Source organism: Paraneptunicella aestuarii (assembly GCF_019900845.1).
In the GTDB taxonomy this organism is placed as follows: domain Bacteria; phylum Pseudomonadota; class Gammaproteobacteria; order Enterobacterales; family Alteromonadaceae; genus Paraneptunicella; species Paraneptunicella aestuarii.
Window position 1 is genome coordinate 2814082 of sequence record NZ_CP074570.1, and the last position, 24737, is coordinate 2838818.

General features: G+C 41.2%; 23 protein-coding genes, 2 tRNA genes and 1 riboswitch. Of the genes, 7 read left to right on the top strand and 18 right to left on the bottom strand.

Annotation, left to right across the window (positions count from 1 at the left end):
- Positions 1 to 66: 66 nt before the first annotated feature.
- Both KIH87_RS10740 and KIH87_RS10745 read right to left on the bottom strand, forming a co-directional pair.
- A complete protein-coding gene (locus tag KIH87_RS10740) occupies positions 67 to 1224 on the bottom strand; it encodes an Arm DNA-binding domain-containing protein (protein WP_232357881.1) in 1158 nt (385 codons plus the stop codon).
- A gap of 2 nt (positions 1225 to 1226) precedes the next feature.
- Positions 1227 to 1436 (bottom strand): hypothetical protein, encoded by a 210-nt coding sequence (locus KIH87_RS10745; protein ID WP_232357882.1) that lies wholly within the window; start codon positions 1434 to 1436, stop codon positions 1227 to 1229.
- Positions 1437 to 1577: 141 nt separating this feature from the next.
- On the opposite strand from KIH87_RS10745, the gene KIH87_RS10750 reads away from it, so the two are divergent.
- Complete coding sequence (locus tag KIH87_RS10750; protein WP_332460715.1) at positions 1578 to 1754, top strand: helix-turn-helix domain-containing protein; 177 nt, start codon at positions 1578 to 1580, stop codon at positions 1752 to 1754.
- Positions 1755 to 1978: 224 nt separating this feature from the next.
- Here the strand turns inward: KIH87_RS10750 and KIH87_RS10755 are convergent.
- The 4 genes from KIH87_RS10755 to dnaQ all read right to left on the bottom strand — a co-directional run bounded on the left by KIH87_RS10755 (position 1979) and on the right by dnaQ (position 4631).
- Positions 1979 to 2055: transfer RNA gene (locus KIH87_RS10755), tRNA-Asp, on the bottom strand.
- 75 nt (positions 2056 to 2130) lie between these two features.
- A tRNA-Asp gene (locus KIH87_RS10760) sits at positions 2131 to 2207 on the bottom strand.
- Between the two features lie 230 nt (positions 2208 to 2437).
- Positions 2438 to 3904, bottom strand: a complete 1467-nt coding sequence (locus KIH87_RS10765; RefSeq protein WP_232357884.1) for a TIGR03503 family protein — start codon at positions 3902 to 3904, stop codon at positions 2438 to 2440.
- A gap of 1 nt (position 3905) precedes the next feature.
- Positions 3906 to 4631: a DNA polymerase III subunit epsilon gene (gene dnaQ, locus KIH87_RS10770; protein WP_232357885.1), complete on the bottom strand. Its 726-nt coding sequence runs from the start codon at positions 4629 to 4631 to the stop codon at positions 3906 to 3908.
- Positions 4632 to 4786: 155 nt separating this feature from the next.
- Between dnaQ and rnhA the strand changes: the two genes are divergently transcribed.
- Complete coding sequence (gene rnhA, locus KIH87_RS10775) at positions 4787 to 5254, top strand: ribonuclease HI (RefSeq protein ID WP_232357886.1); 468 nt, start codon at positions 4787 to 4789, stop codon at positions 5252 to 5254.
- Between the two features lie 29 nt (positions 5255 to 5283).
- Here the strand turns inward: rnhA and KIH87_RS10780 are convergent, their stop codons facing one another.
- From KIH87_RS10780 to KIH87_RS10805, 6 genes are all read right to left on the bottom strand, one after another.
- Positions 5284 to 6252, bottom strand: coding sequence for an NAD(P)H-quinone oxidoreductase (locus KIH87_RS10780; RefSeq protein WP_232357887.1), 969 nt, complete (start codon positions 6250 to 6252; stop codon positions 5284 to 5286).
- Positions 6252 to 6560, bottom strand: a complete 309-nt coding sequence (yccX, locus tag KIH87_RS10785; protein ID WP_232357888.1) for an acylphosphatase — start codon at positions 6558 to 6560, stop codon at positions 6252 to 6254. The genes KIH87_RS10780 and yccX overlap by 1 nt, the downstream gene beginning before the upstream one ends.
- 184 nt (positions 6561 to 6744) lie before the next feature.
- Entirely contained in the window at positions 6745 to 7044 is a 300-nt protein-coding gene (locus KIH87_RS10790; protein ID WP_232357889.1) for a PilZ domain-containing protein, read from the bottom strand.
- A 60-nt stretch (positions 7045 to 7104) separates the two neighbouring features.
- Positions 7105 to 11016: an ATP-dependent RNA helicase HrpA gene (gene hrpA, locus KIH87_RS10795; RefSeq protein WP_408635733.1), complete on the bottom strand. Its 3912-nt coding sequence runs from the start codon at positions 11014 to 11016 to the stop codon at positions 7105 to 7107.
- A 111-nt stretch (positions 11017 to 11127) separates the two neighbouring features.
- Positions 11128 to 11556 (bottom strand): CBS domain-containing protein, encoded by a 429-nt coding sequence (locus KIH87_RS10800; RefSeq protein WP_232357890.1) that lies wholly within the window; start codon positions 11554 to 11556, stop codon positions 11128 to 11130.
- Between the two features lie 154 nt (positions 11557 to 11710).
- A complete protein-coding gene (locus KIH87_RS10805) occupies positions 11711 to 12676 on the bottom strand; it encodes an isoaspartyl peptidase/L-asparaginase family protein (protein WP_232361467.1) in 966 nt (321 codons plus the stop codon).
- Positions 12677 to 13301: 625 nt separating this feature from the next.
- Here KIH87_RS10805 and sbcB point away from each other — a divergent pair.
- From sbcB to KIH87_RS10820, 3 genes are all read left to right on the top strand, one after another.
- On the top strand, positions 13302 to 14735 hold the full coding sequence (gene sbcB, locus KIH87_RS10810; protein WP_232357891.1) for an exodeoxyribonuclease I: 1434 nt from the start codon (positions 13302 to 13304) through the stop codon (positions 14733 to 14735).
- A gap of 64 nt (positions 14736 to 14799) precedes the next feature.
- Complete coding sequence (locus tag KIH87_RS10815; protein WP_232357892.1) at positions 14800 to 16455, top strand: DUF342 domain-containing protein; 1656 nt, start codon at positions 14800 to 14802, stop codon at positions 16453 to 16455.
- Between the two features lie 230 nt (positions 16456 to 16685).
- Positions 16686 to 17171 (top strand): glutathione peroxidase, encoded by a 486-nt coding sequence (locus KIH87_RS10820; protein ID WP_232357893.1) that lies wholly within the window; start codon positions 16686 to 16688, stop codon positions 17169 to 17171.
- 681 nt (positions 17172 to 17852) lie between these two features.
- Here KIH87_RS10820 and KIH87_RS10825 read toward each other — a convergent pair.
- The 3 genes from KIH87_RS10825 to KIH87_RS10835 all read right to left on the bottom strand — a co-directional run bounded on the left by KIH87_RS10825 (position 17853) and on the right by KIH87_RS10835 (position 21172).
- On the bottom strand, positions 17853 to 18128 hold the full coding sequence (locus KIH87_RS10825; RefSeq protein ID WP_232357894.1) for a helix-turn-helix transcriptional regulator: 276 nt from the start codon (positions 18126 to 18128) through the stop codon (positions 17853 to 17855).
- Between the two features lie 368 nt (positions 18129 to 18496).
- Positions 18497 to 19843: a lysine-sensitive aspartokinase 3 gene (gene lysC, locus KIH87_RS10830; RefSeq protein WP_232357895.1), complete on the bottom strand. Its 1347-nt coding sequence runs from the start codon at positions 19841 to 19843 to the stop codon at positions 18497 to 18499.
- Positions 19844 to 19952: 109 nt separating this feature from the next.
- Positions 19953 to 20219, bottom strand: a riboswitch (Lysine riboswitch).
- A gap of 182 nt (positions 20220 to 20401) precedes the next feature.
- On the bottom strand, positions 20402 to 21172 hold the full coding sequence (locus KIH87_RS10835; RefSeq protein ID WP_232357896.1) for a methyltransferase domain-containing protein: 771 nt from the start codon (positions 21170 to 21172) through the stop codon (positions 20402 to 20404).
- A gap of 21 nt (positions 21173 to 21193) precedes the next feature.
- Here KIH87_RS10835 and KIH87_RS10840 point away from each other — a divergent pair, with 21 nt between their 5' ends.
- Positions 21194 to 21943 (top strand): ElyC/SanA/YdcF family protein, encoded by a 750-nt coding sequence (locus tag KIH87_RS10840; protein ID WP_232357897.1) that lies wholly within the window; start codon positions 21194 to 21196, stop codon positions 21941 to 21943.
- Positions 21944 to 21997: 54 nt separating this feature from the next.
- On the opposite strand, the gene KIH87_RS10845 is transcribed toward KIH87_RS10840, so the two are convergent.
- A complete protein-coding gene (locus KIH87_RS10845; RefSeq protein WP_232357898.1) occupies positions 21998 to 22753 on the bottom strand; it encodes a Nif3-like dinuclear metal center hexameric protein in 756 nt (251 codons plus the stop codon).
- 121 nt (positions 22754 to 22874) lie between these two features.
- Between KIH87_RS10845 and KIH87_RS10850 the strand changes: the two genes are divergently transcribed.
- On the top strand, positions 22875 to 23243 hold the full coding sequence (locus tag KIH87_RS10850) for a hypothetical protein (protein WP_232357899.1): 369 nt from the start codon (positions 22875 to 22877) through the stop codon (positions 23241 to 23243).
- Between the two features lie 102 nt (positions 23244 to 23345).
- Here the strand turns inward: KIH87_RS10850 and KIH87_RS10855 are convergent, their stop codons facing one another.
- Positions 23346 to 24296, bottom strand: a complete 951-nt coding sequence (locus KIH87_RS10855) for a YbgA family protein (RefSeq protein WP_232357900.1) — start codon at positions 24294 to 24296, stop codon at positions 23346 to 23348.
- 134 nt (positions 24297 to 24430) lie between these two features.
- A complete protein-coding gene (ihfA, locus tag KIH87_RS10860; RefSeq protein WP_232357901.1) occupies positions 24431 to 24733 on the bottom strand; it encodes an integration host factor subunit alpha in 303 nt (100 codons plus the stop codon).
- Between the last annotated feature and the right edge of the window lie 4 nt (positions 24734 to 24737).

Consider the following 24737-nt stretch of genomic DNA (forward strand, 5'->3'; position numbering starts at 1 on the left):
TTAGTCAGGTAGTTGGGCTGCAACCCTTCTATCTGGCGTTAAAAATTCTTCGTTGTCTGATGTATTTTAAAAATCTGTCAGCAGCTTCTCGAAAGCGCTGCCGTCTTTTCTCGTTAAATTGGGAACGTATCGAGAATAAACTCGAAATAGCATTGCTGTACTTGTATGCCCTAATTGCTTAGCGATCCATTCAGGACTCTCCCCTGCTGCCAACCACAATGTTGCTGTGGTATGTCTGCTTTGATAAGGATTCCTTTCTAGTATGTTCAGTCGCCTTAAAAGTGGATACCAAACTCGTTTAGTGACGTTCCTATGCTGCAAGGGCGTCCCTGTGGCGCTACAGAACACGAAACCAGATCGATTAGCCGTCATTGCTCTTTGGGCTTTTAAAGCCTCTATTACGGGCTCTGACAAATCCACATGGCGATAAGAACCATCCGTTTTAGTATCCTGGATATTGCCATTTACCAAAGATTTGTAGATCAATAGTTGCCTGTTATCTAAATCGACATACTTCCACTGCAAACCGTCAATTTCACCCGTACGCAATCCAGTAAAAAATCGAACCGTATAGTAATTTTTGAAGTCATCTCGCACATATTTGATCAGCCTTTTAACCTCATCCATAGTGAAAGGATTTATCTCGGTACGTGGTACAGATAATTGCTTAATACCACGCCACGGAGACTCAAATTCAAAACGATCTGCGGCTTCTTCCACAATCATCTTAAGCGGTGAAAGAATATGATTGATTCTTGAGGAAGATAGTCTCTTTTTGGTCACTGGAGACTCTTCTGTAATTTTACGCCTGAAATCCATAATGTCTGCCTTTTGGATTTCATGAAGTTCACGCTCTCGCCAAACAGGCAAAAGATGCTTGTCCAATATTCCTCTGATGTTTTCAATCTGCGATTGTCGCCATTCTACTTGCTTCTCAGCAAACCAGATTTCAGCGAATACACCAAATAACATACGGTTACCAATTCGCTTAAATTTCTCCTGACGAATTAAGTTTTCAAACTTTTCCACCTTAGGGCTATCAGGAAAGTATCTGGAGTAATCGAATTTACCCAATTTGATTTCTGCCTCAATCATGCTGATTAGCTTTTCCAGGCGCTTACGATTTTGAGGGTTATCAAGATGGCTTGTCTGTTCTCTGCATCTAACTCCCTTGAAACGGAAGTCCACATATAACTTTCCATCTCTGGCATTAATAGCGCCCATATTTAGCCCACCAGTAATGTAAGAGGATCAGGCCCTTGATGCATTTCTTTTTCTATCTCTTCCCAAAGATACAGAATTTTGCGACCACCAAATGGCCTTACGTAATGAACACCTTCAAAGAAAACCGAATCCTTTAGTCTTTCCCTTACCGTTCTGACATCGTATTTAATTTTAGCGGCAAGCTCTTCCGCTGTAAGATAGGTGTATGACATAATACCTCCAAAAGTTAAATTATTAACTTTGCAACACATTTAATACCTACAGGAGTTACTTTACCACCATAAATACCTTCTGCAAGTATTTTTTATTATCTGGAGGGATTATTTTTGGTTAAGTGTCATTTGAGCCGAATTATGGGTGAGCGTAAAATTAAAGTTGCTGAGCTTTCCAGAGAGACAGGAATTAATAAAAACACGTTACATAGGATGTATAAGGAAACTGCTTCGAGAATTGAGCTAGATGTAGTAGAAACACTCTGCCGCCACCTTGATATAGGCATCGCAGATTTATATGAAATTACTGATGAATAAAATGGGGTTTGGTCACGGTGACCATTCCAAGAAGAGCAAGTGCTTATAGCCAAATATTATTTTTTCGCAAAAATTGGAATCTATTGGCAAAAACACCAAGTGATACCCGGCCTTTTGATACAAAAGTCACGGTTTGGTCACGACATGGTCACAAGCGATATATTGAGTTGCACTGGAATGTGCTGATATAAGAGATAAGGTATTGATTTTATTGACATGAATAGTGGCGGAGTGGACGGGACTCGAACCCGCGACCCCCGGCGTGACAGGCCGGTATTCTAACCAACTGAACTACCACTCCGCATTATTCATTTCAGAAATCTTGTTAGGAACAAGGAATTATCTGAATTTTGCAGATGAAATATAACTTTAAAAGTGGCGGAGTGGACGGGACTCGAACCCGCGACCCCCGGCGTGACAGGCCGGTATTCTAACCAACTGAACTACCACTCCGCATTATTTTAAAGTTTTCAAGAAGTTAAGAAGATACTCTTGTATTTCTTTGAACCCCTCGTCCACCGCGGCGCAGATAATACGGCGATGGCAGAAATGAGTCAACAGCTTTTTTTGAAAAAGTCGTTCGTTAGCTTTATTTATGCGCGAATTGTTCAAAGTTTGCTTTGTTCAAACAAAAATTCAACAAACTTAAGGCTTATATCCATAAATCAGCCAAGTTTTTAGCGTTAAGCCTTCTCTTTCTTCTTACCAGACTTGCCAGGTTTTGCTTTTGGCAACTTACTCATTAACCCTTTCATCGAGTTAAGCATTCCGGAAAAATCCATCTTAGGCATACTCAATGTCTTATTGGCAGTCTTATTATTTGGTTTCTTGCTTGATGAACCCGTTTTTTTTCTGGAAACGATAAACCAAATAACGCCCGCACCAATAATAATAATCCCCAGATTAATACCAATGATAAGCTTCACCAATGTACTGGTTGACATAGAATCATCTTCAACAACGGGCTGATTAATACGTTTCATTTCTTGCAAGGCTAGCGCCTCTGCACTTAAGGCATCTTCAGGAATACTTTCAATCTGTTTTGGAGGCGCACCAGCAGGCAATTCAGGTTCTTCTGCAAAGAAAGTAAATTCAGGAACATCTAAAATAAAGTCGCGTCCATCGATTGTATTGCCATAGGCTGTTAATTTGACCCTAAAAATACCGTACTCAAAATTAACAACATCATAGGTGCGAACATCGTTTGAAACCCGGGTAATTGAAAAATTCTGCACATCACCATTGGGATATCGGATTTTTCCGTCTACCAACAAACTTCCCATATCTACCATTTCCCGATCCGCATCCACCATTAATTTATGATAACCGGAGCCGGTATCATCCAGTTTGACATCAACTTTAATGGGATTTTCATGCAAAATGATAGGTTCACTGACCTGCTCCCGAGTAAACATGGGAGTCGATACGGTGAAAATGGGTTTCCATTCGCCTGCAGGTATGGTCAAGTTAAACTGACCGGTAAAAGTGCCGTCCAACGGACGTTCATCCATGCCTTTACCATTATCTTCAAAGGTGGCAATGGTCTGAGTTTGAGCACCAAAATTATTAAAGTTAGGGTTATTGGTACTAACAAATTCCATGTTTAACTTAACGACGTCGCGAAACTCAGCATAATCAATAGGCTTGCCGCCATTAGTCAAATAGGCCGTTTGCTTAAGAATCTCACCCGAAAATAGAACGGTAGGCAGTGGTTCAGCCTGCAATTCAATATCACTGAGCACCATAACGCGACTACCGGGCAAGATCTGCCCTACCGCTTGCCAAGGCCCCGGTGTTGGATTTTTCATGCGTATCATGTCGTAGGTAGTTGAGTCATACCATTCAACATCATTCTCTTCGGCTTGAGACAAAAAGATTTTAGAACCATCAGGCCGAACCAGCACAATAGGAGCAGAGCCGAACTTGCGGAAAAACACCATGGTGATTTCATCCACTTTATAGTCAATACGAAATCGGTTTTGCAGCAAACGTATACCATTGTGGTATTCGCTGCCGATTTCCCGCAACGGTGTCGTATCAACCTGTTCGACCGCTGTTTTTTGTTTATTTGCGTTATATTCCTGGTCTGACTCTTGGGCAAACGCGCCCAAAGTCAGCAATATCGCAAATAAATAAATTACTCTGCTCATTTTACCCCTGAAGTTTTTGATCCTGTATTTCTCGCCACAGGCAACTACCGCCTTCTTTGGCGACAATATCTAAACGGCTTTCATGCTGTTCCAATTCATCGGCGGAAGCGTGGATAATCTTTAGCGGTTTACGATCAGAAGTTAATCTTCGGATCACTTCTGCGCCTCCGTCATTTTGTTTATTACCCGATAAATTTAAGCTGGTTTGTCCCCCCGTCATCATCAGATAAACATCAGCCAGGATCTCGGCATCCAGCAAAGCGCCATGCAGTTCACGTTGCGAGTTATCTACGCCATATCGCTTACACAAGGCATCAAGATTATTTTTCTGACCCGGGTGCATGGTTCTGGCAAGTACCAGAGTATCCAGCACGGTACAAATTTCATCGGTGGTTTTTACCGGGCTTTTGCGACTTTTCTTGAATTCATGATTCATAAAGCCCACGTCGAAGGGAGCATTATGAATGACCAGTTGAGCACCGCTGATGAAATCGACAAACCCTTGCACAACATCATCAAATATAGGTTTGTCAGCCAGGAATTGGTTGGTTATACCGTGAACTTCAATGGCTTCCTGTTCAACTTCACGTTGAGGATTAATATATTGATGGTAGTGATTCCCGGTCAGACGACGGTTAATTACTTCAACACAACCGATTTCAATAATACGGTGTCCCTGCAATGGATCGATACCTGTGGTTTCGGTATCAAGAACAACTTGCCTCAATGTTTTTCTCCAAACTCTCTTCGTGTTAGCGCTATTCAAGCTCTTCAATTCAGCTTCTTATTCAAAAGAAGCATCGCAAAAAATGAAGCTCTGTGCCTGAAAGCATAATCTGAGTTATCATACACCGCCATTAATCAAGTAGACTACAGTTAACCTTGAAAACCATTCAAATATACACAGACGGTTCCTGTTTAGGAAATCCCGGGCCAGGCGGATATGGCGCAATCCTTGTTTACAAAAAGTATCGTAAAGAACTAGCTGGCGGCTTTAATCTGACAACGAACAACCGTATGGAGTTGTTAGCAGCCATTAAAGCGCTGGAATCACTGAAAGAAGCTTGTCAGGTAGAACTCACCACCGACAGCCAATATGTTAAAAATGGCATTAATCAATGGATTAATAACTGGAAAAAACGAGGCTGGAAAACGGCTGACAAGAAACCGGTTAAGAATCAGGATTTATGGCAAGCGTTGGATCACGAAGTGTCAAAGCACAAAGTCAACTGGCACTGGGTAAAAGGTCATTCAGGTCATCCTGAAAATGAACGCTGTGATGAACTTGCTCGTGATGCGGCGTCACAATCCAATTTACCTAAAGACCCAGGCTTTATTCAAGAAAGTTAGAGTGGGCTTCTCAGTTCCATTTACCAGCACTATTCCCAGTTAATAATGAATTTGCCCATACTGTCGTTTTTCGCCATACGCTCATGGGCAATGTCAATATCAGAAATTTCAAATTCCGTATCGATAACGGGTTTTAACTCACCAGATTCGAACCGGGATAAATACTGTTTGGTAAAATCCCTCACCAAATCCGCTTTATAACTGTCACTGCGATTCCGTAATGTGCTTCCAACCAGTGTTGCCCTTTTCCCCAATAACAATGCCGTATCGAACTGTTCAACAAAACGCCCTCCCAATATTGCCAAGTCGATAATACAGCCATCCATGTTTAACAATTTCAAGTTTTTATTGGTGTAATCCCCCGCGACCATATCAATAACCAGATCCACACCACCCCAAGCCAGCTTCAACTCTTGATAGAAATCCTGTTGCTTGTAGTTAATCGCAATATCCGCGCCCCATTCTTGGCAATAATCGCCTTTAGCCTCACTGGAACAGGTGACAGCCACTTTTGCTCCGTGTAATTTTGCTAATTGGATCGCAGCAAGCCCAACGCCACTGGCACCAGCATGAATAAGAAGGTTCTGACCAGATTGCAATTCTCCAATCCAGTGTATTGCTTGAAAGGCAGTTAAGAAGACTTCTGGTATTGCCGCCGATTCCGCCATTGTAAGTGTCGCAGGACAAGGTATTAGCAAGCCCACATCAACAGCTGCGTATTCAGCATAGCCGCCACCAGCAATCATGGCGCAAACAGGATCGCCAATTTTCCAACCAGTGACTTGCTCTCCCAGCTCTTCTATAACACCTGAAACTTCCATCCCTAAAATGTTACTTGCTCCGGCAGGAGGCGGATATTTGCCCTGCTTCTGCAATAAATCGGCTCGATTAACGCCAAATGAAGCCACTTTCACCAATACCTGATGAGGCTGAATATCTGGTTTATTGGTTTCCTGAAGAGAAAGAGTTCCATCTTCCGAGTAAGAAACATAACGCATTAGAGCACCTGAAATTCATTGTCTGTATTTGTTGAAGCGCTATTTGAGGCGCTATCTGAAGAGAGCATCGTAACACTGTCTACCCTTGAACGGTCTGGCCCTTGCCATAACCAATCCATAAGAGATTGAACTTGAGCCTCCACGCCACAAGCCATAACCTCAACAGAACCATCGGGCAGGTTCTTGGCGTAACCTGTTAATCCCAACTCCAGCGCTTGTTGACGAGTTGTGGCACGATAGAAAACACCCTGCACTTTTCCAGTTACAATGGCTTTTTGAATAATAAAACCGTTATTGGTTATCGACATTAAGATAGCCTGCGATCCATTTGTGAAGAAAGGATTATAAACAAAAATACGAGTGAATTAAGAAGTGAAGCCGTTTAAAGACAAACGGCTTTATACGAAGCGGAATAGCTCTTAGATAGCTTGGTACTAATAGCCAAAACTGTCACCTCAAAAGATTTCCTTATCTTGATTTGAGTTTTTTACTCTAGGTCATATTGACAATTTCAACACCAACCAGAAAGGTGCTATCAGATAATTTTTGCTCTCGAACCACCTTAACAACCGCCGATAAAGACGCGATTTGGGCACTATTAGAATCTATAGAAACGCTTAACTCTGTACCAATTGCGATAGACTCACCCACCTCAAAAGACATACCCACCGCACTAATATCCTTACATACAGCAGAAATGGGGTTTGAGACATCTTGGCCTTGTACACGCAATTCACAAGGTGAATTCATAATCATTCTGAAAAATGAGCGTTTATCGTCGTACTGCAGCATGATTATTCCTCTATTGGTTTAATGCAAGTCTAATACATCCACATCCCTTTTTCGTATTCCCTATAGATTATCTAAATAGTTTTCTATACGTTTCGCCGATATTGGCATACTTGTACCTAATTGCTGAGCGAAAAGCGATACTCGTAATTCTTCAATCATCCAGCGTACCTCAGCAATCTCGTCGCTTACAGGCCTTCCTTTAGGTATTGTATTCAGTAATGACTGATAGCGTGCGGTTACCTTTTCAATACTCAATTGATGCTGCTTATCCTTGATTGGATCGACGGGTAATTTCTCCAGTCGCTTCGATAACCCCTGAATATATCGACGCCAATCTTTCAAACGACGAACACCAACATCAGTGACAAATCCTGGATACACCAAGGATGCCAAATGCTGCTTTACATCATTGAATGCCTGCACCATTTCAAAGCCCACTTTGCCTTTTAACTTCTTATTTATGGCATGAGCTTCGGTTAATCCTTTCTCTACTTCACTGGCTACGACCAATACTCGTTCATTTAACTCACCAGCTATAGTCTTTGTCAGCAACTCAAATTGAGCCTGGCTACGGATACTGTTATCCGAAGCAATGAGATATTCATCAATCACGGCTTCGATACAGTCATCGATCAACTTTTTAACTTGTCCAAATGGATTGAAGTACAGTCCAAGTTTAGCCTTATTTGGTAATTTATCCTGCAAATAGCCGACAGGAGATGGCAACTGCTTCATTAATAAACAACGCAATCCCACTCTATGTTCGCGCACAGCTTCATCCTGATTGGGAAACAAACGGACATTAACCTGCTGGCCTTCTCGACTTAATGCCGGGTAGCTTTTTAATTCAAAGCCGGCTGTTTTACTCGTCCACTGTTCAGGTAATTCACCAATATTCCATTCATTCAAATCATCTTGTTCAATGCTGTCAGGAACCGTTTTATCCAAGGTTTCTTTAAACTTATCTTTTAACGCTGTTTGCAATTCAAGCAAGTTTCGCCCCTGCTTGATGACCTGATGATTGTTGTCCAGCACTTTGAAATTAAAATGCAAATGCACTGGCAAGTTATCCCACTGCCATTGCTCTAATCCAATTTCAACGCCTGTCATGCGCAATAACTTCTGAGACAACACACTTAAGAATTCACCTTGCTCAGGATGAATATCATTGAGCACCGCATTGGCATAATCGGGGGCAGGTACAAAATTGCGTCGGTATTGCTTAGGGAGAGATTTAATCAAAGACACAATTAATTCGTGGCGCAAGCCAGGAACCAACCAGTCAAATCCCTGATCGTGAACCTGATTTAATATTGGTAAGGGAATTAACAGGCTAACACCATCATCAATCGCACCGGGGTTAAACTGATAATCTAACGGCAAGCTGATATTACCCTGAGTCCAATAATCGGGGTATCCGGTTTCACTGGCTCCGCTAGCACCTTCTTTTTGCAACTTGTCGGGGTCGAATACCCAATCTTTCTGCTGATTCTTGCTTTGCCCTTTCCACCATTTTCGAAAACCCGCTTCAGTGCAAATATTCTCAGGCAGTCGCTCTGCGTAGAAGGCTTCCAGAATTTCTTCATCAACCAGAATGTCTCGACGACGTACCTTGTCTTCCATTTTCTCGATATCCGCTACCAAGTCTTGATTGGTTTTCAGAAATCCAAAATCCAGTCGAGTCTCGCCGTGAACCAGCGCTTCACGAATAAATAATTCTCGAGATACACCGGGATCAATATCGGAATACACCACATGACGATTAACCACTATGGGCAAACCATAAAGAGAAACAGAACACACTGCTTTAGCTGCTCCGGATTTTTTGCTCCAGTACGGTTCAGCATAATGGTATTTACATAAATGCTGCCCGGGCACTTCTAACCATTCCGGTTGGATCACCGCAACCATGCGAGCAAACAATTTACTGGTTTCCACCAGTTCTGCTGCCACAACCCATTTGGGTGTGCGCTTGGCAAGACCTGAGCCGGGAAAAATAGCGAACTTGATATTACGAGCCCCGGTATATTCCTTGTCTTTATCCAGTTGCCCGACATGAGATAACAAACCCGGTAACAGTGCTTTATGAATGGCTTCATAGTCAGCTTGAGTGGAGTTTAAACGCAGCCCCATTTCCGCAGCAGAACGGCGAAGCTGGCTAAACACATCCTGCCATTCTCGCACTCGCAAGTAATTTAAAAACTGTTGCTGGCACCATTTACGAAATTGATTACCTGATAAAGCCTGTTGCTGCTCACGAATACCAAACCATAGGTTCACCAGAGCAAGAAAATCTGATTCTTTGTCATGCCATTCCTGATGCGCTTCGTCGGCTTGCTGTTGTTTGTCTCTGGGGCGTTCACGAGGATCTTGAATGCTTAATCCAGAAACAATAACCATGGTTTCTAACAGGCTGTCGGTGTCGGTCGCAGCAATCACCATTCGAGCGTAACGAGGGTCGATGGGTAATCTCACCATCATGCGACCATGTTGAGTCATTTTCCATTGACCACCTTGCTTGCGAATAGCTTGCAATTCCTCTAGCAACTTAATCCCATCATTGATATTGCGAGAATCCGGTGCCTGTAAAAATGGGAATTGATTAATATCGCCTAATCCCAGCGACATCATTTGTAGTACAACAGATGCCAGATTGGTACGCAGAATTTCAGGATCGGTAAACTCATCGCGCTTGTTGTAGTCATCTTCATCATACAGGCGAATACAGATACCATCCGACAAACGACCACATCGTCCTGCCCGCTGATTAGCACTGGCTTGAGAAACATCTTCAATAGGTAATCGCTGCACTTTGCTGCGCACGCTATAACGGGAAATTCTGGCTGTTCCAGGGTCGATAACGTAGCGAATACCCGGCACGGTCAGAGAGGTTTCAGCAACGTTAGTGGACAGTACAATCCTGCGCCCACTATGTCCCTGGAAAATACGGTTCTGCTCGCTGGCTGAAAGTCGAGCGTACAAGGGTAAAATCTCGGTGTGACGCAATTGCGCTCGCTTTAAAAACTCAGCAGTGTCACGAATTTCTCGTTCACCACTAAGAAAGACCAAAATATCACCTGGCGCTTCCTTATCCAGTTCATGAACCGCCTTTAGTATTGCCTGTGTCTGCTCTAATACTTCACCATCTTCTTGCATTAAAGGGCGGTATCGAATTTCAACCGGATAAGTTCGACCACTCACTTGAATAATAGGTGCGTTACTAAAATGTTCGGAGAAACGTTCCGGGTCGATAGTCGCAGAAGTAATGATGACTTTAAGATCTTTACGCTTGGGCAGTAACTGCTTTAGGTAGCCAAGAATGAAGTCAATATTCAGGCTACGTTCGTGAGCTTCGTCGATGATCAGCGTGTCGTATTTATTGAGATAGCGGTCTTCCTGAATTTCGGCGAGCAAGATACCGTCAGTCATTAACTTAACGAGCGAATCACTTTGAGTCTGATCACTAAAACGAACCTTAAACCCTACCTCACTCCCTAAAGGCACCTTTAATTCTTCAGCAATACGAGTTGCGACGCTACGAGCAGCGAGTCTTCTTGGCTGCGTATGACCAATAACCCCCGCAATACCCTGCCCGGCTTCAAGACAGATCTTAGGTAACTGAGTGGTTTTTCCTGAACCGGTTTCACCTGCAATAATCACTACCTGATTATGCTTAATGGCTTCAACCAGTTCATCTTTCATTTCCGAGACAGGTAATTCAGGATAAATAATCTCAGGCACGGACACTCTGCGCGCTTCATACTGCTGAGTAGAAGCTTCATACAAAGCCGTGAGCTTATTTTGCAACTCAATACGTTTTTCATCACCTAATTGTTGCTTAAGCTGTTTTCTTAACTGCTGAATGCGGTGCCTGTCTTGAGTAAGACAGCGAGAGATATCCCTTGTTAAATCCAAAAGAGGCTTACTTGCTAATGCTTGGGATGCCTGGCGAGAAGATGCAGATTGACTCAAGAATTACGTTCACTTACCTGAAAAATAATGCCGCCGATCCTAGAGAATTTTATCAACAGGGTAAAGCGCTCTTGAACAAGAGCGCTAATAAAACCGTAGATTGAAAACGAATTAAGCTGATTGGCTACGTTTGCGATACCCATCCCTGAGTTGAATATCTATAGCATTGAGCACTTGTGAACGATTAATGGTTCCCATCAAAGTACCCTCATCATCAATAACCGGATACACCTTGGGCTTTTCAGTTATCATCTTTTGGGCAAGCTCCAACACAGAGTCATAGTGTTTTACCGTTAATACTTCAGTGCGCATGATGTCTTTAACCCGAGCAACTTGCTCGCGATAATAACTGGATTCAATCATTTGTCTAAGACAGTCTTGCTCAGACAAAAAACCAACCAGCTCATGACACTCATTAACAACCGGCCCGCCGGTCTGATGACTTTGAACCAATCTTTCAACGGCTTCAGCCACAGGCATTTCTGTGGTAAATGTGACCGGACGTGAATTTAAGTAATGTTTAACTCTTAACGATTCCATCCTGTACCCCCATAACATGGTTTCAGGTTTTAATTTATATAGCTTCCATACCAGCCATTGCTAGCCTTGATACAACTCCCTGGAACAGTGTCTTGTTTAAAGATACTCGCTACTTTTGCTTATTCCCAGTGCTTCACGTGATCTGGCGCAATTTTTAATATATACCGACCATTATTTCACCATTTTGATCAATACTTGCGCGATACATACCTTCTGTATTATATGGTGTTGAAATATTACCCTTGTTATCCAACACAATTACTCCGCCACTACCACCGACGGGTTTCAATACTTTATGTATCACATCGTTTGCAGCTTTCTCAGCCGATTCACCTTTGTATTTCACTCTGGCACAAATATCAGCAGCCACATTGTAACGAATAAAGAATTCTCCATGCCCCGTCGCAGAAACTGCACAACTGGCATTGTCTGCATAAGTTCCCGCACCAATAATTGGAGAATCCCCCACTCGACCGTAACGCTTTAGCGTCATACCGCCAGTCGATGTTCCTGCAGCCAAATTGCCATTTTTATCCAAAGCAACCGCACCAACAGTACCAAACTTATAATCTGGCCATTTGAAATAAAAAGCTTGCTTATCCGCTTCTGATTTTGCCTTGGCTTTTTCCCACGCTTCATAGCGAATTTGAGAATCAAACATATGATTGTCGGCAAACATAATACCTCGGGATTCAGCAAACTCTTCAGCGCCTGTACCCGTCAACATCACATGATTGGAATGCTCCATCACCTGAAACGCTAATTGAATGGGGTTTTTAATGCGTTTTACACCAGCAACAGCACCAGCGTTGAGTGTTTTGCCATCCATAATGGATGCGTCAAGTTCATGCTCTCCATTATAGGTATAAACGGCTCCAATACCTGCATTGAACAGCGGCGAATTTTCCAGAATGGTAATAGCGCTTTGAACCGCCTGCAGGCTGGAGTACCCCTCTTTTAATTGCCCATAGCCAGCTTTTACAGCTTCCGTTAACTTGGCTCTGATTTGCGCCTCTTTCTGTTCACTTAAATTAGCTTTGGTAATGGTTCCTGCGCCGCCATGAATGGCAAAAGCAATCGGCTGTTTGTTCCCCTCTGCTGAGGCCATATCAGCGGCCATAGATGCCTTAACAAAACAATAGCCAGAAATTAATAACCCAAATGACATCAGCAATCGAGGTGACATTTTTTTCATATCTGAAACCTTTGGTGAAAATGATAAAGCCTGAGACTTTCAATAAAAGCCTACATACCAGTAAACAATATCGTCAAAATCAGCTCATCCAATACAATTCTGGTGGCGTTCCAACGCTAAACTTTACATTTAAAGTAGCTTAATCTACATGAAATTATTGAATTAAAACAGGAGGATATAAAAAGCCCCACGAAGGGGCTTGAAGAGGTAACACAATTAACACTGTCAGCTTCAGTACTGCTTCTTTGTTTTTGAATCCAGGCAAACAAAACAAGCTTGGCTAGCATATCCAGTAGGCGCATATAATAACCACATATGATGAAATATTAAACACTGGATGACCACTTATTTCATAAATACTTCAAAACCATTACAAAATACTTTTCAACGGTCATTAAATTTCACATTCACGTAATTAATATGTAATCAAGAAATCATGGAACGGCCTTGGTTCATGGCTTGGCGATTATCTTAATAACAACGTAGAATAGTCCCTTCCAACTCATCACAAATCACTAGCCAGCTCAACTAAACAGGACATTTATAGCACATGACACAACAAGCCTCTATCTTATGGCACGACTATGAATCCTGGGGGGCGGATCCCCATAAAGATCATCCCAGTCAATTCGCAGCAATTAGAACTGACCTTGATCTTAATGAGATTAGCGCTCCAATGAATTGGTATTGCCAAATCCCTAATGACTGTCTTCCCCACCCTCAGGCTTGCTTGATCACTGGTATTACTCCACAACGCTCATTACGAGATGGTTTATTGGAATTTGATTTTATACAACGAATTCTTTTTGAAATGAGCCAGCCAGGAACTTGTAGCGCGGGTTACAATAGTATTCGATTTGATGATGAAATGACGCGTTTCACTGCCTATCGTAACTTTCATGATCCTTATGCTCGTGAATGGCAAAACGGTAACAGTCGCTGGGATATTATTGATTTAGTAAGAGCCGCCTATGCGTTAAGACCAGAAGGTATTAATTGGGTATATAAAGAAGATGGAACGCCCAGCTTTAAGCTTGAGCAATTAAGCATAGCCAATAACATCATCCATGCCGATGCTCACGATGCGTTGTCAGATGTACGAGCGACAATTGGATTAGCCAAGCTCATTAAGACCAAACAGCCTAAATTATACGACTATGTGTTCTCGCTACGTTTCAAGAAAAATGTAAATAGCCAGATTGATTGTTTTAATATGAAGCCACTGGTTCATATTTCTTCAAGGTTTCCAGCATCGAATGGATGTTGCTCCTGGATAGTGCCAATCAGCCCTCACCCGGTAAATAGTAATGCAACTATCTGTGTGAATTTAGCACTACCGCCTGAGCCACTATTTGAATTAAGCGTAGAAGAAATAAAAGCAAAACTTTACACGCCAAATTCAGAACTACAGGAAAATGAAACACGCATACCTCTCAAGTTACTACATAGCAATAAGAGCCCGGTCATTGCCCCCGCAAAAACATTAACGCCAGAACATGCTGAGCGACTCAATATTGATCGTCAGATATGTCTGGATAATTTACAGAAACTTCGTTCTTTCACCGGATTGCAACAAAAATTAAGCGCCGTGTTTGAACAAGAAGATCATCCTCAAGAATCTGATGCTGAATTTGCCTTATATTCTGGCGGATTTTTTAATCACAGCGACAAAGCTAAAATGGAGCAAATTCGCCAAAGCGATAAGTATCAACTCAGTAATTTTACTAACAGCTTTGATGACCCAAGATTAAATAGATTATTGTTCTACTATCGAGGACGTAACTTTCCCGACACCTTTTCAGAATCAGAAATGCAAAAATGGCAAGCTCATCGTCGCTATCGATTAACCGATCCAACTTCACCTGCATCGATCAATTTAGAGTCATTTCTACATGAATTGGAGGCTCTTGCGGACACTTATCAACAAGATCAGAAAAAAATAAGCATAATAAAAGACTTGTATCGTTATGCCGAGCAACTATAAACTTCAATAAATTAAAAAATGGCCGATACTTACACTAGTAAGTTAACTAACGATTGAATAGTTTATGGAAGGCATCTCCCTCAGACTAGAAGAAAATAACAAAGATGTTGTGCTAACTATCAAGCCTGGGCAAGTAAAAGGCAGGGTTGATGCGCAGGCACTGCATAACTTTGTCAAAAATAGTGAGTATGCAAACTTCTTCATTATGGAAGATGCCATTGCCAGTGCCGCCAGCTCACTCAAGATTGCTCAGCAAGCGTCAAAAAATAATGAAATTATAGAGCGTGTTGCGGAACGTCGTGATGCCATTGCAAGGTTCGCAATGGACGAAGACGAAATGAAGGCCTATTTGAGCATCACCGCTCCTAACGCAGGTAAACATATCACTATTAGTGACCTGAACAAGCTTGCGAAAGATGCAGGAATTGTTCGGGGTTTAAGCCGAAAACGTATGCAATTACTGCTTGCCGAGGTTAAGCAAGTTGCTCCTGGTGGAGTCGTTGAAGATTTGGTCGCCAAAGGGCTTCCTGCTCGTCACGGTAAAAACTCCAGAGTTGTTCCATTGGTTCCTAATGCACTGGAACGTATATTACGACCTCAACGTGTAGACGAATCGAAAGTTGATATGCGTAATTTGGGGGAAATTATCTGTGTTAAAGCGGGTACCCCGATTTCTCGTCGACTACCACCAACATTAGGAAGAGATGGTTATACTGTCACCAACACCCCGCTAGAGAGCCAGCAAGGACAATGGGTAGCCTTTAAGCCCGGCTCAGGAACCAAACTAAGCGATACCGATGAAAATCTGTTGTTATCAGAAATCAACGGCATGCCGAAATTTAAAAATGAGCAGATGTGGGTAGACGATACCTTTATTTGCAAGGGCTGTAACGTTGGTACGGGAAATATCAATTATGATGGCGCAGTGTTGGTCAACGGTGACGTTACAGAAAAAATGAAAATTGTGGCTACCGGGGATGTAACCATCAACGGTTTTGTTGACTCAGCAACTATCCAAGCTGGCGGCGATATTATCATTACCGAAGGGGCAATGGGTAAAGTTAACGAAGCCAACACAGAATTTGGCACGTCGCTAATTGCTCAGGGCAGCGTTCACGTCCAACACGGGCAGGGCTTGGATATTATGTGCAATGGTAATGTAACCATTGGACGCCAACTGGCCTACAGCCGCATTGTTTGCCGAGGAAGTGTTATTGTTGGCCCGGTAGACAATCCTAACGGTAATCTGTTCGCTTGTGAGATCCAGAGTCAAGACGCGATTAGAGCGGGTACATTAGGCGCTGTTTCAGGTAGCACATTGTCGATTGATTTCAGCTCTGGCTTCAATATGCTGGTTGAGAAGAAAGAACAATTAGACGAAATGGTGCAACAGATCCAACGCAACTTTAAACGTCACGAAGACAAGATAGCCTTTATTAAAAGTAAGAAGATACCAGCTGAACTTGCAGACAAAGTGATAGAAGCTGTCACTCTATACAATAATGAAAAGCAATTAATGGAGTGGCTGGAAGAAAAAGCGCTACAAATGAAAAAGGCTAAAGAACAGTACACTGAAGAAATTGGCCTGTTTGCTACTCAAAGGTTATATCCTGGTGTCGTGGTCAAGCTAAATAATCGTACCTGGAGAGCTGAACGAGAGTATCCCAAAGCCAAGATCCATTATTATGAGCATCAATGGCAATACGAACCCATTTATTAATCCAATGTGTGGATAACAACGGGCAATACAGTGCCCGCTGTTACCCGCTATAAATCTTAATAATACAATTCAATTAAACTTCCCTTACCTATCTACTTTTTAAAATTTCTCTTTCTGCTAGTTCGTCATAGTATCATCAATATTCCGTCGTAAATTTCATGGCATAACTGCTATGAATACGTTATTTTTTACAGTTAATCAATCGCCTTCCAATAGAGAGAGAATATTTAATGAGCAACATTTACTCATTTGACGTAGTTAAAAATAATGGAGAAAAACAGGCATTATCTGATTATTCCGATAAAGTAATTTTGATCGTTAACACAGCAAGTAAATGTGGTTTTACACCTCAATATGAAGGATTACAGAAATTATATGATAAATATCATGAGCAAGGTTTAGAAATACTTGCGTTTCCATGTGATCAATTTGGGCATCAAGAGCCAGGTGATGATAAGGAAATCGCTCAATTCTGTAGCCTTAACTACAATGTCTCATTCCCATTATTCAAAAAGCTGGAAGTTAATGGCGATAATGCCTCACCTTTATTTTCATATTTAAAGAAAAACGCTCCAGGAATTTTTGGAAGTGAAGGGATTAAGTGGAATTTCACTAAGTTTTTAGTTAGTAAAAAAGGAGATGTAATAAAACGATATGCTCCAAAGACTGCACCTGAGAAACTTGAGAATGACATAAAAGAAGAGCTTGAAAAATAAACCTTTATCTCATTAATAAACAATTAACTATTACATACGTAATATACATAGCATGAATAATTTCTTTTATAAAATCATAAAAAAGCCGAAAGAATTTAATTAGCATTATCAAAATAGGTCATGGACGTTCGCCCAAATTAAATTTGAGCTGGGGGGCCCGTCCATGACCCAAACAGTTTGGAGGGTAATTCAAATAATTTAAATTCGCAGAGTCTGAAAAATGCTTATTTTTCAATAAGTGACAACCTGTCATTTCGGAGCGAATTCCCATACAAACCTCCCATCCAATTAATAACATCAACAATATAAACCCCCCTACAATGAAGAGAGCTAAACACTTTTTTGAGGCAAGCGATGTTACCTTAACGCTAACAAGGTTATTCATTCAAAGTAGGTAAACTAGTGATTTTCGATACTTTCCATTCAACAAATAATGCTAGAAAACAAAAATTTATCACCTAACAAAAAAACAAGACAACGAAATGAGACTTGGAGGATGATATACAAGTTGATGTCAGAAAAACCTGACACTTTTAAATAAAGTTCGCTTTTTTAAGCAGCAGATAAAAACTGGATGGCATAACAGAAGGAAATTATTTTCTATGATCTAATTAAAATGTGTAGAAAGAAAAGGCTACAAAAGTAATTAGATTATTCTCTCGCAGCCAAAAAAGCCAATATTTAGTCTTCGAATCCCTTTGTATCTTCGATTGCATTTTTCTCAATGTGTTCTTGAACAATAACAGCCATTTCGTTCAGCAATCCTTTCACATTTGTTAAACCACATGCACTAGCAATAAGTAAAAACTGATCATACCGGGGTTTTCCAACGCCACATTCCCAAGAACTATAAGTCTGTCTGCTAACCCCTGCGATTTTAGCCAACTCAATGGTTGTCTTTTTCCCATGTAATCTCATGGCTCGCAAATTGTCGCCGGTAAAACGATGTTTAACCATTGTAATATAAGCTTTTTCTTTAAAAAGTTAATGAAACAAAATAGTGTTCCATATGGAAATAATGAGCGCATCTTATAGAGTTGAAATATTACCGTCAAGATATTAAATGCGCGAAAAAGTGTATCACTATATCACCACATTATTAAACACATATAGGATATTTTTTTGTTTTCAATAAAAATTAAAACTTGAATTAAAAAAGAAAAAAGAGACTATCATTGAAAAATAAGAGAAAACAACAAAACAAAAAAAATAAAAAAAGCAAAGAAAAACAACAATAAAAAACAACATGTAGAACAAAATAAAATAGCACTAAAATACGGAATGCAAAAAAAGGAGCGCAGGACTCCTTTTATGAAATTAACAGACTATTCAAATAATTTTTGATGTAAATTTTCAACAATTCTTTCGGCGTCTTCAGCATAAACCAGAAAACATAAATTATTCGGACTTGCTCCATGACAAATCATTCTCAAATTATAAGAATCCATGGCAGACAAGATTTTCCCACCTACACCATTAACCGATTGAAGTCGATTTCCAATAACTGCAATTAATGATAATCCCTGCTCTACTTTTACATCACAAATTTCCCCAAGTTCAGCAAGTAATTCAGAGCTCAACGTTTTACGAGTACCATTTTGAGGTTCATCAATTGTTAATGCGACACTAATTTCTGAAGTTGTAATTAAATCAACACTAATTTTATATTTGGCAAGAATGCCAAATACATCAGCAAGGAACCCCGTGGCATGCAGCATATTGGGGCTTTTCAGAGTAAGTAACACCTGATCTCTTCTAAGAGCAATAGCTCTATAAGCTGGACGTTCCTGTGTTTCTCTGGAAATCCATGTTCCCCCATCATTTGCGGCACGGCTAGAGCCAACAAACACTTTCGACCCGGAGCGAATAGCAGGAATCAGTGTGGCAGGATGAAGTATCTTGGCTCCAAAAGTCGCCATTTCAGCTGCTTCATCAAAACTAATCTCAGGAATAGGTCTGGCACTGCTGGCAACTCGGGGATCGGTAGTAAAGATACCTGTTACATCGGTCCAAATATGAAGCGTTTCAGCATCTAGAGCCTCAGCAAGTAACGCTGCGGTATAATCACTCCCTCCTCGTCCCAGTGTGGTAGTTGCGTTCTCACTATCAGATCCAATAAATCCCTGGGTTACAAAAACACTGCGGCTTAATTCAGGCTTCATGAGTGTTTGAGCCTGACGCCTTGTAGCTTGAATATCAGGTTGAGCCTGGCTGAAAGTAGAGTCTGTTTTTAGCACCTGCCGAATATCAAAATTGACAGCTTGCACACCTCTCTGACGCAATAACTCAGCAAATAAAAGGGACGACATTCGTTCGCCAAAGGAAAGCAGCGCATCTTTTAATTTCAAGCTTTCAGATAATTGCTCATTTCTTGCGATTGCAGACATTTCGTGGATAAGGTTATCCAAAGCAGTTAATACATCTGCCGGCTGTTTTAAACGCCCAATAACGGCATATTCAATGTCACAAATAGCCTGAATTATCTTATCTTGTTGTTCTGCAGTAAGATTCCCCTGAGCTAATTGCACAAGGTAGTTAGTCACGCCAGCAGAGGCACTGACAACAACAACTCGAGTGTCCGGATTATTAACAATGATATCCGCGCAACGCTGCATAGCATCATAATCAGCCACACTGGTTCCACCGAATTTCGCAACGTTTAATTGATTCATAAGCTACAAATTCCTGAATGTTAAATACAAGAAAATGGGAGAATGGGTAGCAGAAGATCAATAACAGGCTGAAAGCCAGTATCGAAAGGTTCGACAAAGTACAGAACACTTATACCGAAGCACCCCACTCCGCCACCAAATATAAATTTAGTGCCACGAAGCGACAGTTACAGAGTTTCACCTCAAATAACCGAATTTAAAGTGTTCCAACACACTTCAATTCTCGGCATTAGTCCCCCTCGGTAATAATTATTAAAAATAACAATTATCAAATATTGGCTGCATAATTACGCTAATAACAAGGTTATTAAAAGAATTACGCTGATGATTGGACATCTCCAATACCCTACCTGGCTAATGCACCTCTTCAGACAGTAAAAGGAATCGATGATTAAAAGCAATTCATAGAATAAATGCAAGGCATTTTCTTAAAATGAGCTAGTTAATTTTATGAAAAATTATAAACACTAATGACGCGGCAATTCTATTAACCTGAAGTTAACAAAAATAAATATTTATCCACATTAAATAGAAGTTTTTTAGAAAAAAAACGAAAATTTAAATTACACGAACAATAATATGGAAATATTTTCCTAGCCACATATAAGGCTCTTTAGTTCCATATTCCAGTTCTAACGCAAAAAGTTCATCGTACTTTTCTTCAATCGCTTCTTTTTGCTTTACATAATCGTGAAAACAACGAATACCAGACTGACTCACAACCTCTACAGGCAGCTTGTCCAACATGCTTATGACCTTCTCAGGAGTGATTGGCGAGTGAGGCGTCAAACGAACCTGATTCCTTTTTTTCATTCCACCTAAAACAAAATGGAAGTTACCGTACACCATATTGCTGAATAGCTGAGCATGGTAGTTATAAAAACTCAGGGAAATGTATCCACCCGGTTTGGTCAGAGAAACCAAGTCATCAAGCAATTGACCTTGATCTGCGGCCCATTCCAACACCGCATGACAAGTAACGAGATCGTATGATGATTGTTTAGGGATCTCCTGAATTGATGAGCAAAGATATTGAACATCAGGGAATGCCTGACACTTTTCTTGAGCTGCCAATAGGGATTCACTGGAAATGTCATTCAAAGTCACTCTATGCCCTAATTGCAATAGAGCACGAGTCATTTCTCCAGTGCCCCCACCGGCATCCAGAATATCCATTGACGCATCAGTCAAAACATGTTCACGCAATTGATGCAATAACAATTCATGCCTCAATTTACCTTTACTGGTACCATAGATATTCTTGTCAAACTTACGTACCAAATCATCAAAATTGCGATCGTTTTTACTCATCAGCACCAGACTAATCATTCAAAGTTGCAGAATTAAATCATGGATTTATTTACATTCAAAAAAATAGTTGCTCATTTACTTATGCCATTACCCGTTATTGCTTGCCTATTAATCCTGGCCTTGTATTGGACAATACGAAAACGTAACAAGCTGGCTTTCATAGCTCAGTTATGCGTTTTATTCATGGTCATAATGTTGGGTAATCCAACTATCGCTAACAAGCTGCTTTCACCTATGGAAAGAACATTCAAGCAATATGATTTAGACACCAAAGTAAATACGATTGTCGTTTTAGGATGTGGTCATAGTAATGATGGTATGCTCCCTGTCACCGCACAGCTTTACGGTTGTTCTTTATATCGCCTAGCAGAAGCCATGAGGATATATAAGGCTAATCCGGGAAGCAAAATCATCACATCAGGTTATGGCGGAACTGAACAATTCAGTAATGCCTTTATGGTAAAAGAAGCGGCTATAGCAATGGGAATTCCAGCTCAAGACATCAGTATAATTGAGTCGCCAAGAAACACAGCGGAAGAAGCTGATGCTATAAAACTAAAACTTGGAAACAAGAAATTTGCTTTAGTCACATCAGCCAGCCACATGCCTCGAGCCATAAGCACATTTAATGAAAAAGGCTTGTTCCCCATTCCCGCACCAGCCGGACACTTGGCAAAAGATGCCAGCCGAGCCAATTGGTGGCAACAGCTACCTCAATCTGAAAATTTACGCAAAGCCGAAACCTGGTGGTACGAAACGATGGGACAATTGGCACAAAAGTTAGGATAAACAGTAAAAACAGGCTGTTCCAGTTGCAGGTAACAGCCTAATGCGCCTCAATGTCTATACCGGATTGTTAATATCAATAAACTCAACCTTCAAACCCAGTTCAGCAGCTAGATGTTCCCCTAATGCTTTAGCCCCATATCGCTCTGTTGCGTGATGTCCTGCAGCAATAAAGTGAATCCCCATTTCTCTGGCTGTATGAATAGTCTGCTCAGAGGCTTCTCCTGTAATGAATGCATCGATTCCTTCTTGAGCAGCTAATTCTATATACCCTTGCCCACCGCCGGTACACCAGGCCACAGTATGAATTTCATCTTTCCCAGCCGCCTCAATCAATGGTTTTCTGCCAAGTTGTAAACTAATACGTTGCTCCAAGGCATTAATATCGATGCCATTCACAAAACAGCCTCGACGCACAACACTTTGCGCATTTCCCTCTTCTATCGGTTCATTCCCTTCGATATCAAGAAGCTTGGCCAACTGAGCGTTATTACCTAAAACCGGATGGCAATCCAACGGCAAATGATACGCAAACAGGTTAATATCATTGGCAAGCAAAGCACGAATACGATTACGCTTCATTCCTGTAATGACCTGATTTTCGCCTTTCCAAAAATAACCATGATGTACCAATATCGCATCAGCCTGAACATCAATTGCAGCATCGATCAGCGCCTGCGATGCCGTTACTCCCGTAACCACTTTATGTACGTCGGTTTTTCCTTCAACCTGAAGCCCATTTGGGCAATAGTCTCGAAATAGCCACGGCTGCAACAATTCGTCCAAATAGGCTAATAATTTGGTATTTTCCAAGCGAATATCCTCTCTAAAATGAAAAGCTGGGTCGAATATTAGACATTTTACTTAAAAGCAGGTATAACAATCGCCTTAAATTTTCGCAATCTTAAAATCAATAAGGCAATACAATAACGATATGAGTAAATTGGATAAAGACGAAGTTATAGCCAAATTTACCGAAGCATATAAAGCGGCTAATGGCAAAGAGCCACAAATTGAAGTTAAAAGTGGCTGGTATAGCGTTGACGGCGGTAAAAATATTCGTTTGGCTCAAATAGAAGAAATGTTGGCAGAACTCACTAGCGGTTCAACCAATACAAGCGAAGCAAAAGCAGAGAAAACAGAAAAAGCTGCTGCGCCTAAAGCTGAAAAAGCACCTAAGAAAGAAAAAGCCCCAGCTAAGAAAGCTGCGCCCAAGCCTAAAGCTTCTGGCGGTTTTTCAGTGAAAGCCTATTGGGCTGAAAAAATCACTGAAAACAACCCAGGTTCAAAATTACCTCGCTAAACCTGGCAATCAGAGATATCACACACCGTTAGCCAATGCTTTCGGTGTGATCTTCTCTTATATTTCTTCAGCGATTTTTCTAAAGCCTTCTATTTTTCTATCCTAAGCATGCAACCCCAATTCTATAGGGAATGGCTGTAAGTATGCCTGTTGCTCAAGATAAGGATTAGGAAAGCGTTTCAAATGATGGCGCAGTAAAGTTAAGGGCGCCAGTAAAGGCACATAGCCCAACCGGAAATGCTCAATCGCTTGAGACAACTCTCGTTTCTCTTCTTGCTCCAAATGCTTCTTAAAGAATCCCTGTAAATGCATAAGCACATTAGTATGCTTCTTACGGGAAACTGTACGAGATAATGCCGCCATCATTAGCGATTGATACTCACTCAAAGTGCTGGCGAGCTCTCCCTGCGACGCCTGAGCAACAATACGCCCGAGTTGACGATAAATATCTTCTTTATAAGCGAGGATCAAAAACTTGTAACGACTATGAAACGCCACCAAACTTCTCACACTTGGCTGTTCCAACACTTGGGTACGGAATTCATGATGAGCCATGACCCTAACGAAAAAGCTTTCACGTAAGCCTTGATCATTCAATCGCCCATCTTCTTCAATAGGTAGATTAGGAAAATGTGCTTTCATTTTCGCAACATACAACCCCATACCTTTACGATGCAACAAATCACCCTGCTCGGTATAGACCTTTATTCGCTCCATGCCACAGGAAGGAGACTTTGCCGCAACGATATATCCATCCATCGCTTTCAATCGAGAATGAACAGACTGATAAAAATTCTCCATAGCTTCAGAGTGGTCAATACTACCATCTTTGGAATCAACCAATCTGATTGAGATATTATCTGACTGTTGAAATTCTCTTAAATGAATCGTCGGCCTGGGCACAGGCATTCCCATACCAACTTCAGGGCATATGGGCACCAATTCAAAAATATCAGCAACCTTTTTTGCCACAAAACCTGATTTTTTATGTCCACCATCATAGCGAACTGATTGCCCTAGCACACAAGAGCTAACACCAATCTTAATTTTCATAGCAGATATCGAATTTTGAATAGTTTAAACACCAAGCAAAGCTCGGAAATAAGAACAGACTGTATGTATAAAATGGTTAGTTCCTATCGACAGATATCGACAGGAACTAACTCTCATTAAATCACAAACAATATTTAAGGAGTTTCTGAAGGCTTTGAATTCTCAACCCGACTCTTCAATTTTTGTCCAGGTCGGAATGTTACTACTCGCCGAGCTTTAATAGGAATATCTTCCCCTGTTTTAGGATTACGACCTGGTCGCTCATTTTTGCTACGCAGATCGAAATTTCCAAAACCGGAAAGTTTCACTTGCTCCCCAGCTTCTAACGCTTCGCGCATTTCCTCAAAGAAATACTCAACCAAATCCTTGGCATCACGCTTGTTTAATCCAAACTTTTCGAACAAATGTTCCGAAATCTCAGCTTTAGTTAGGGCCATAAGA

Bases quoted from the DNA above. Each gene is read 5' to 3' on its own strand.
- KIH87_RS10740 (WP_232357881.1), bottom strand. From the start codon at position 1,224: ATGGGCGCTATTAATGCCAGAGATGGAAAGTTATATGTGGACTTCCGT.
- KIH87_RS10745 (WP_232357882.1), bottom strand. From the start codon at position 1,436: ATGTCATACACCTATCTTACAGCGGAAGAGCTTGCCGCTAAAATTAAA.
- KIH87_RS10750 (WP_332460715.1), top strand. From the start codon at position 1,578: ATGGGTGAGCGTAAAATTAAAGTTGCTGAGCTTTCCAGAGAGACAGGA.
- KIH87_RS10765 (WP_232357884.1), bottom strand. From the start codon at position 3,904: ATGAGCAGAGTAATTTATTTATTTGCGATATTGCTGACTTTGGGCGCG.
- KIH87_RS10780 (WP_232357887.1), bottom strand. From the start codon at position 6,252: ATGCGTTATGTTTCTTACTCGGAAGATGGAACTCTTTCTCTTCAGGAA.
- yccX (WP_232357888.1), bottom strand. From the start codon at position 6,560: ATGTCGATAACCAATAACGGTTTTATTATTCAAAAAGCCATTGTAACT.
- KIH87_RS10790 (WP_232357889.1), bottom strand. From the start codon at position 7,044: ATGCTGCAGTACGACGATAAACGCTCATTTTTCAGAATGATTATGAAT.
- KIH87_RS10800 (WP_232357890.1), bottom strand. From the start codon at position 11,556: ATGGAATCGTTAAGAGTTAAACATTACTTAAATTCACGTCCGGTCACA.
- KIH87_RS10805 (WP_232361467.1), bottom strand. From the start codon at position 12,676: ATGGCCGCTGATATGGCCTCAGCAGAGGGGAACAAACAGCCGATTGCT.
- sbcB (WP_232357891.1), top strand. From the start codon at position 13,302: ATGACACAACAAGCCTCTATCTTATGGCACGACTATGAATCCTGGGGG.
- KIH87_RS10815 (WP_232357892.1), top strand. From the start codon at position 14,800: ATGGAAGGCATCTCCCTCAGACTAGAAGAAAATAACAAAGATGTTGTG.
- KIH87_RS10820 (WP_232357893.1), top strand. From the start codon at position 16,686: ATGAGCAACATTTACTCATTTGACGTAGTTAAAAATAATGGAGAAAAA.
- KIH87_RS10825 (WP_232357894.1), bottom strand. From the start codon at position 18,128: ATGGTTAAACATCGTTTTACCGGCGACAATTTGCGAGCCATGAGATTA.
- lysC (WP_232357895.1), bottom strand. From the start codon at position 19,843: ATGAATCAATTAAACGTTGCGAAATTCGGTGGAACCAGTGTGGCTGAT.
- KIH87_RS10835 (WP_232357896.1), bottom strand. From the start codon at position 21,172: ATGATTAGTCTGGTGCTGATGAGTAAAAACGATCGCAATTTTGATGAT.
- KIH87_RS10840 (WP_232357897.1), top strand. From the start codon at position 21,194: ATGGATTTATTTACATTCAAAAAAATAGTTGCTCATTTACTTATGCCA.
- KIH87_RS10850 (WP_232357899.1), top strand. From the start codon at position 22,875: ATGAGTAAATTGGATAAAGACGAAGTTATAGCCAAATTTACCGAAGCA.
- KIH87_RS10855 (WP_232357900.1), bottom strand. From the start codon at position 24,296: ATGAAAATTAAGATTGGTGTTAGCTCTTGTGTGCTAGGGCAATCAGTT.
- ihfA (WP_232357901.1), bottom strand. From the start codon at position 24,733: ATGGCCCTAACTAAAGCTGAGATTTCGGAACATTTGTTCGAAAAGTTT.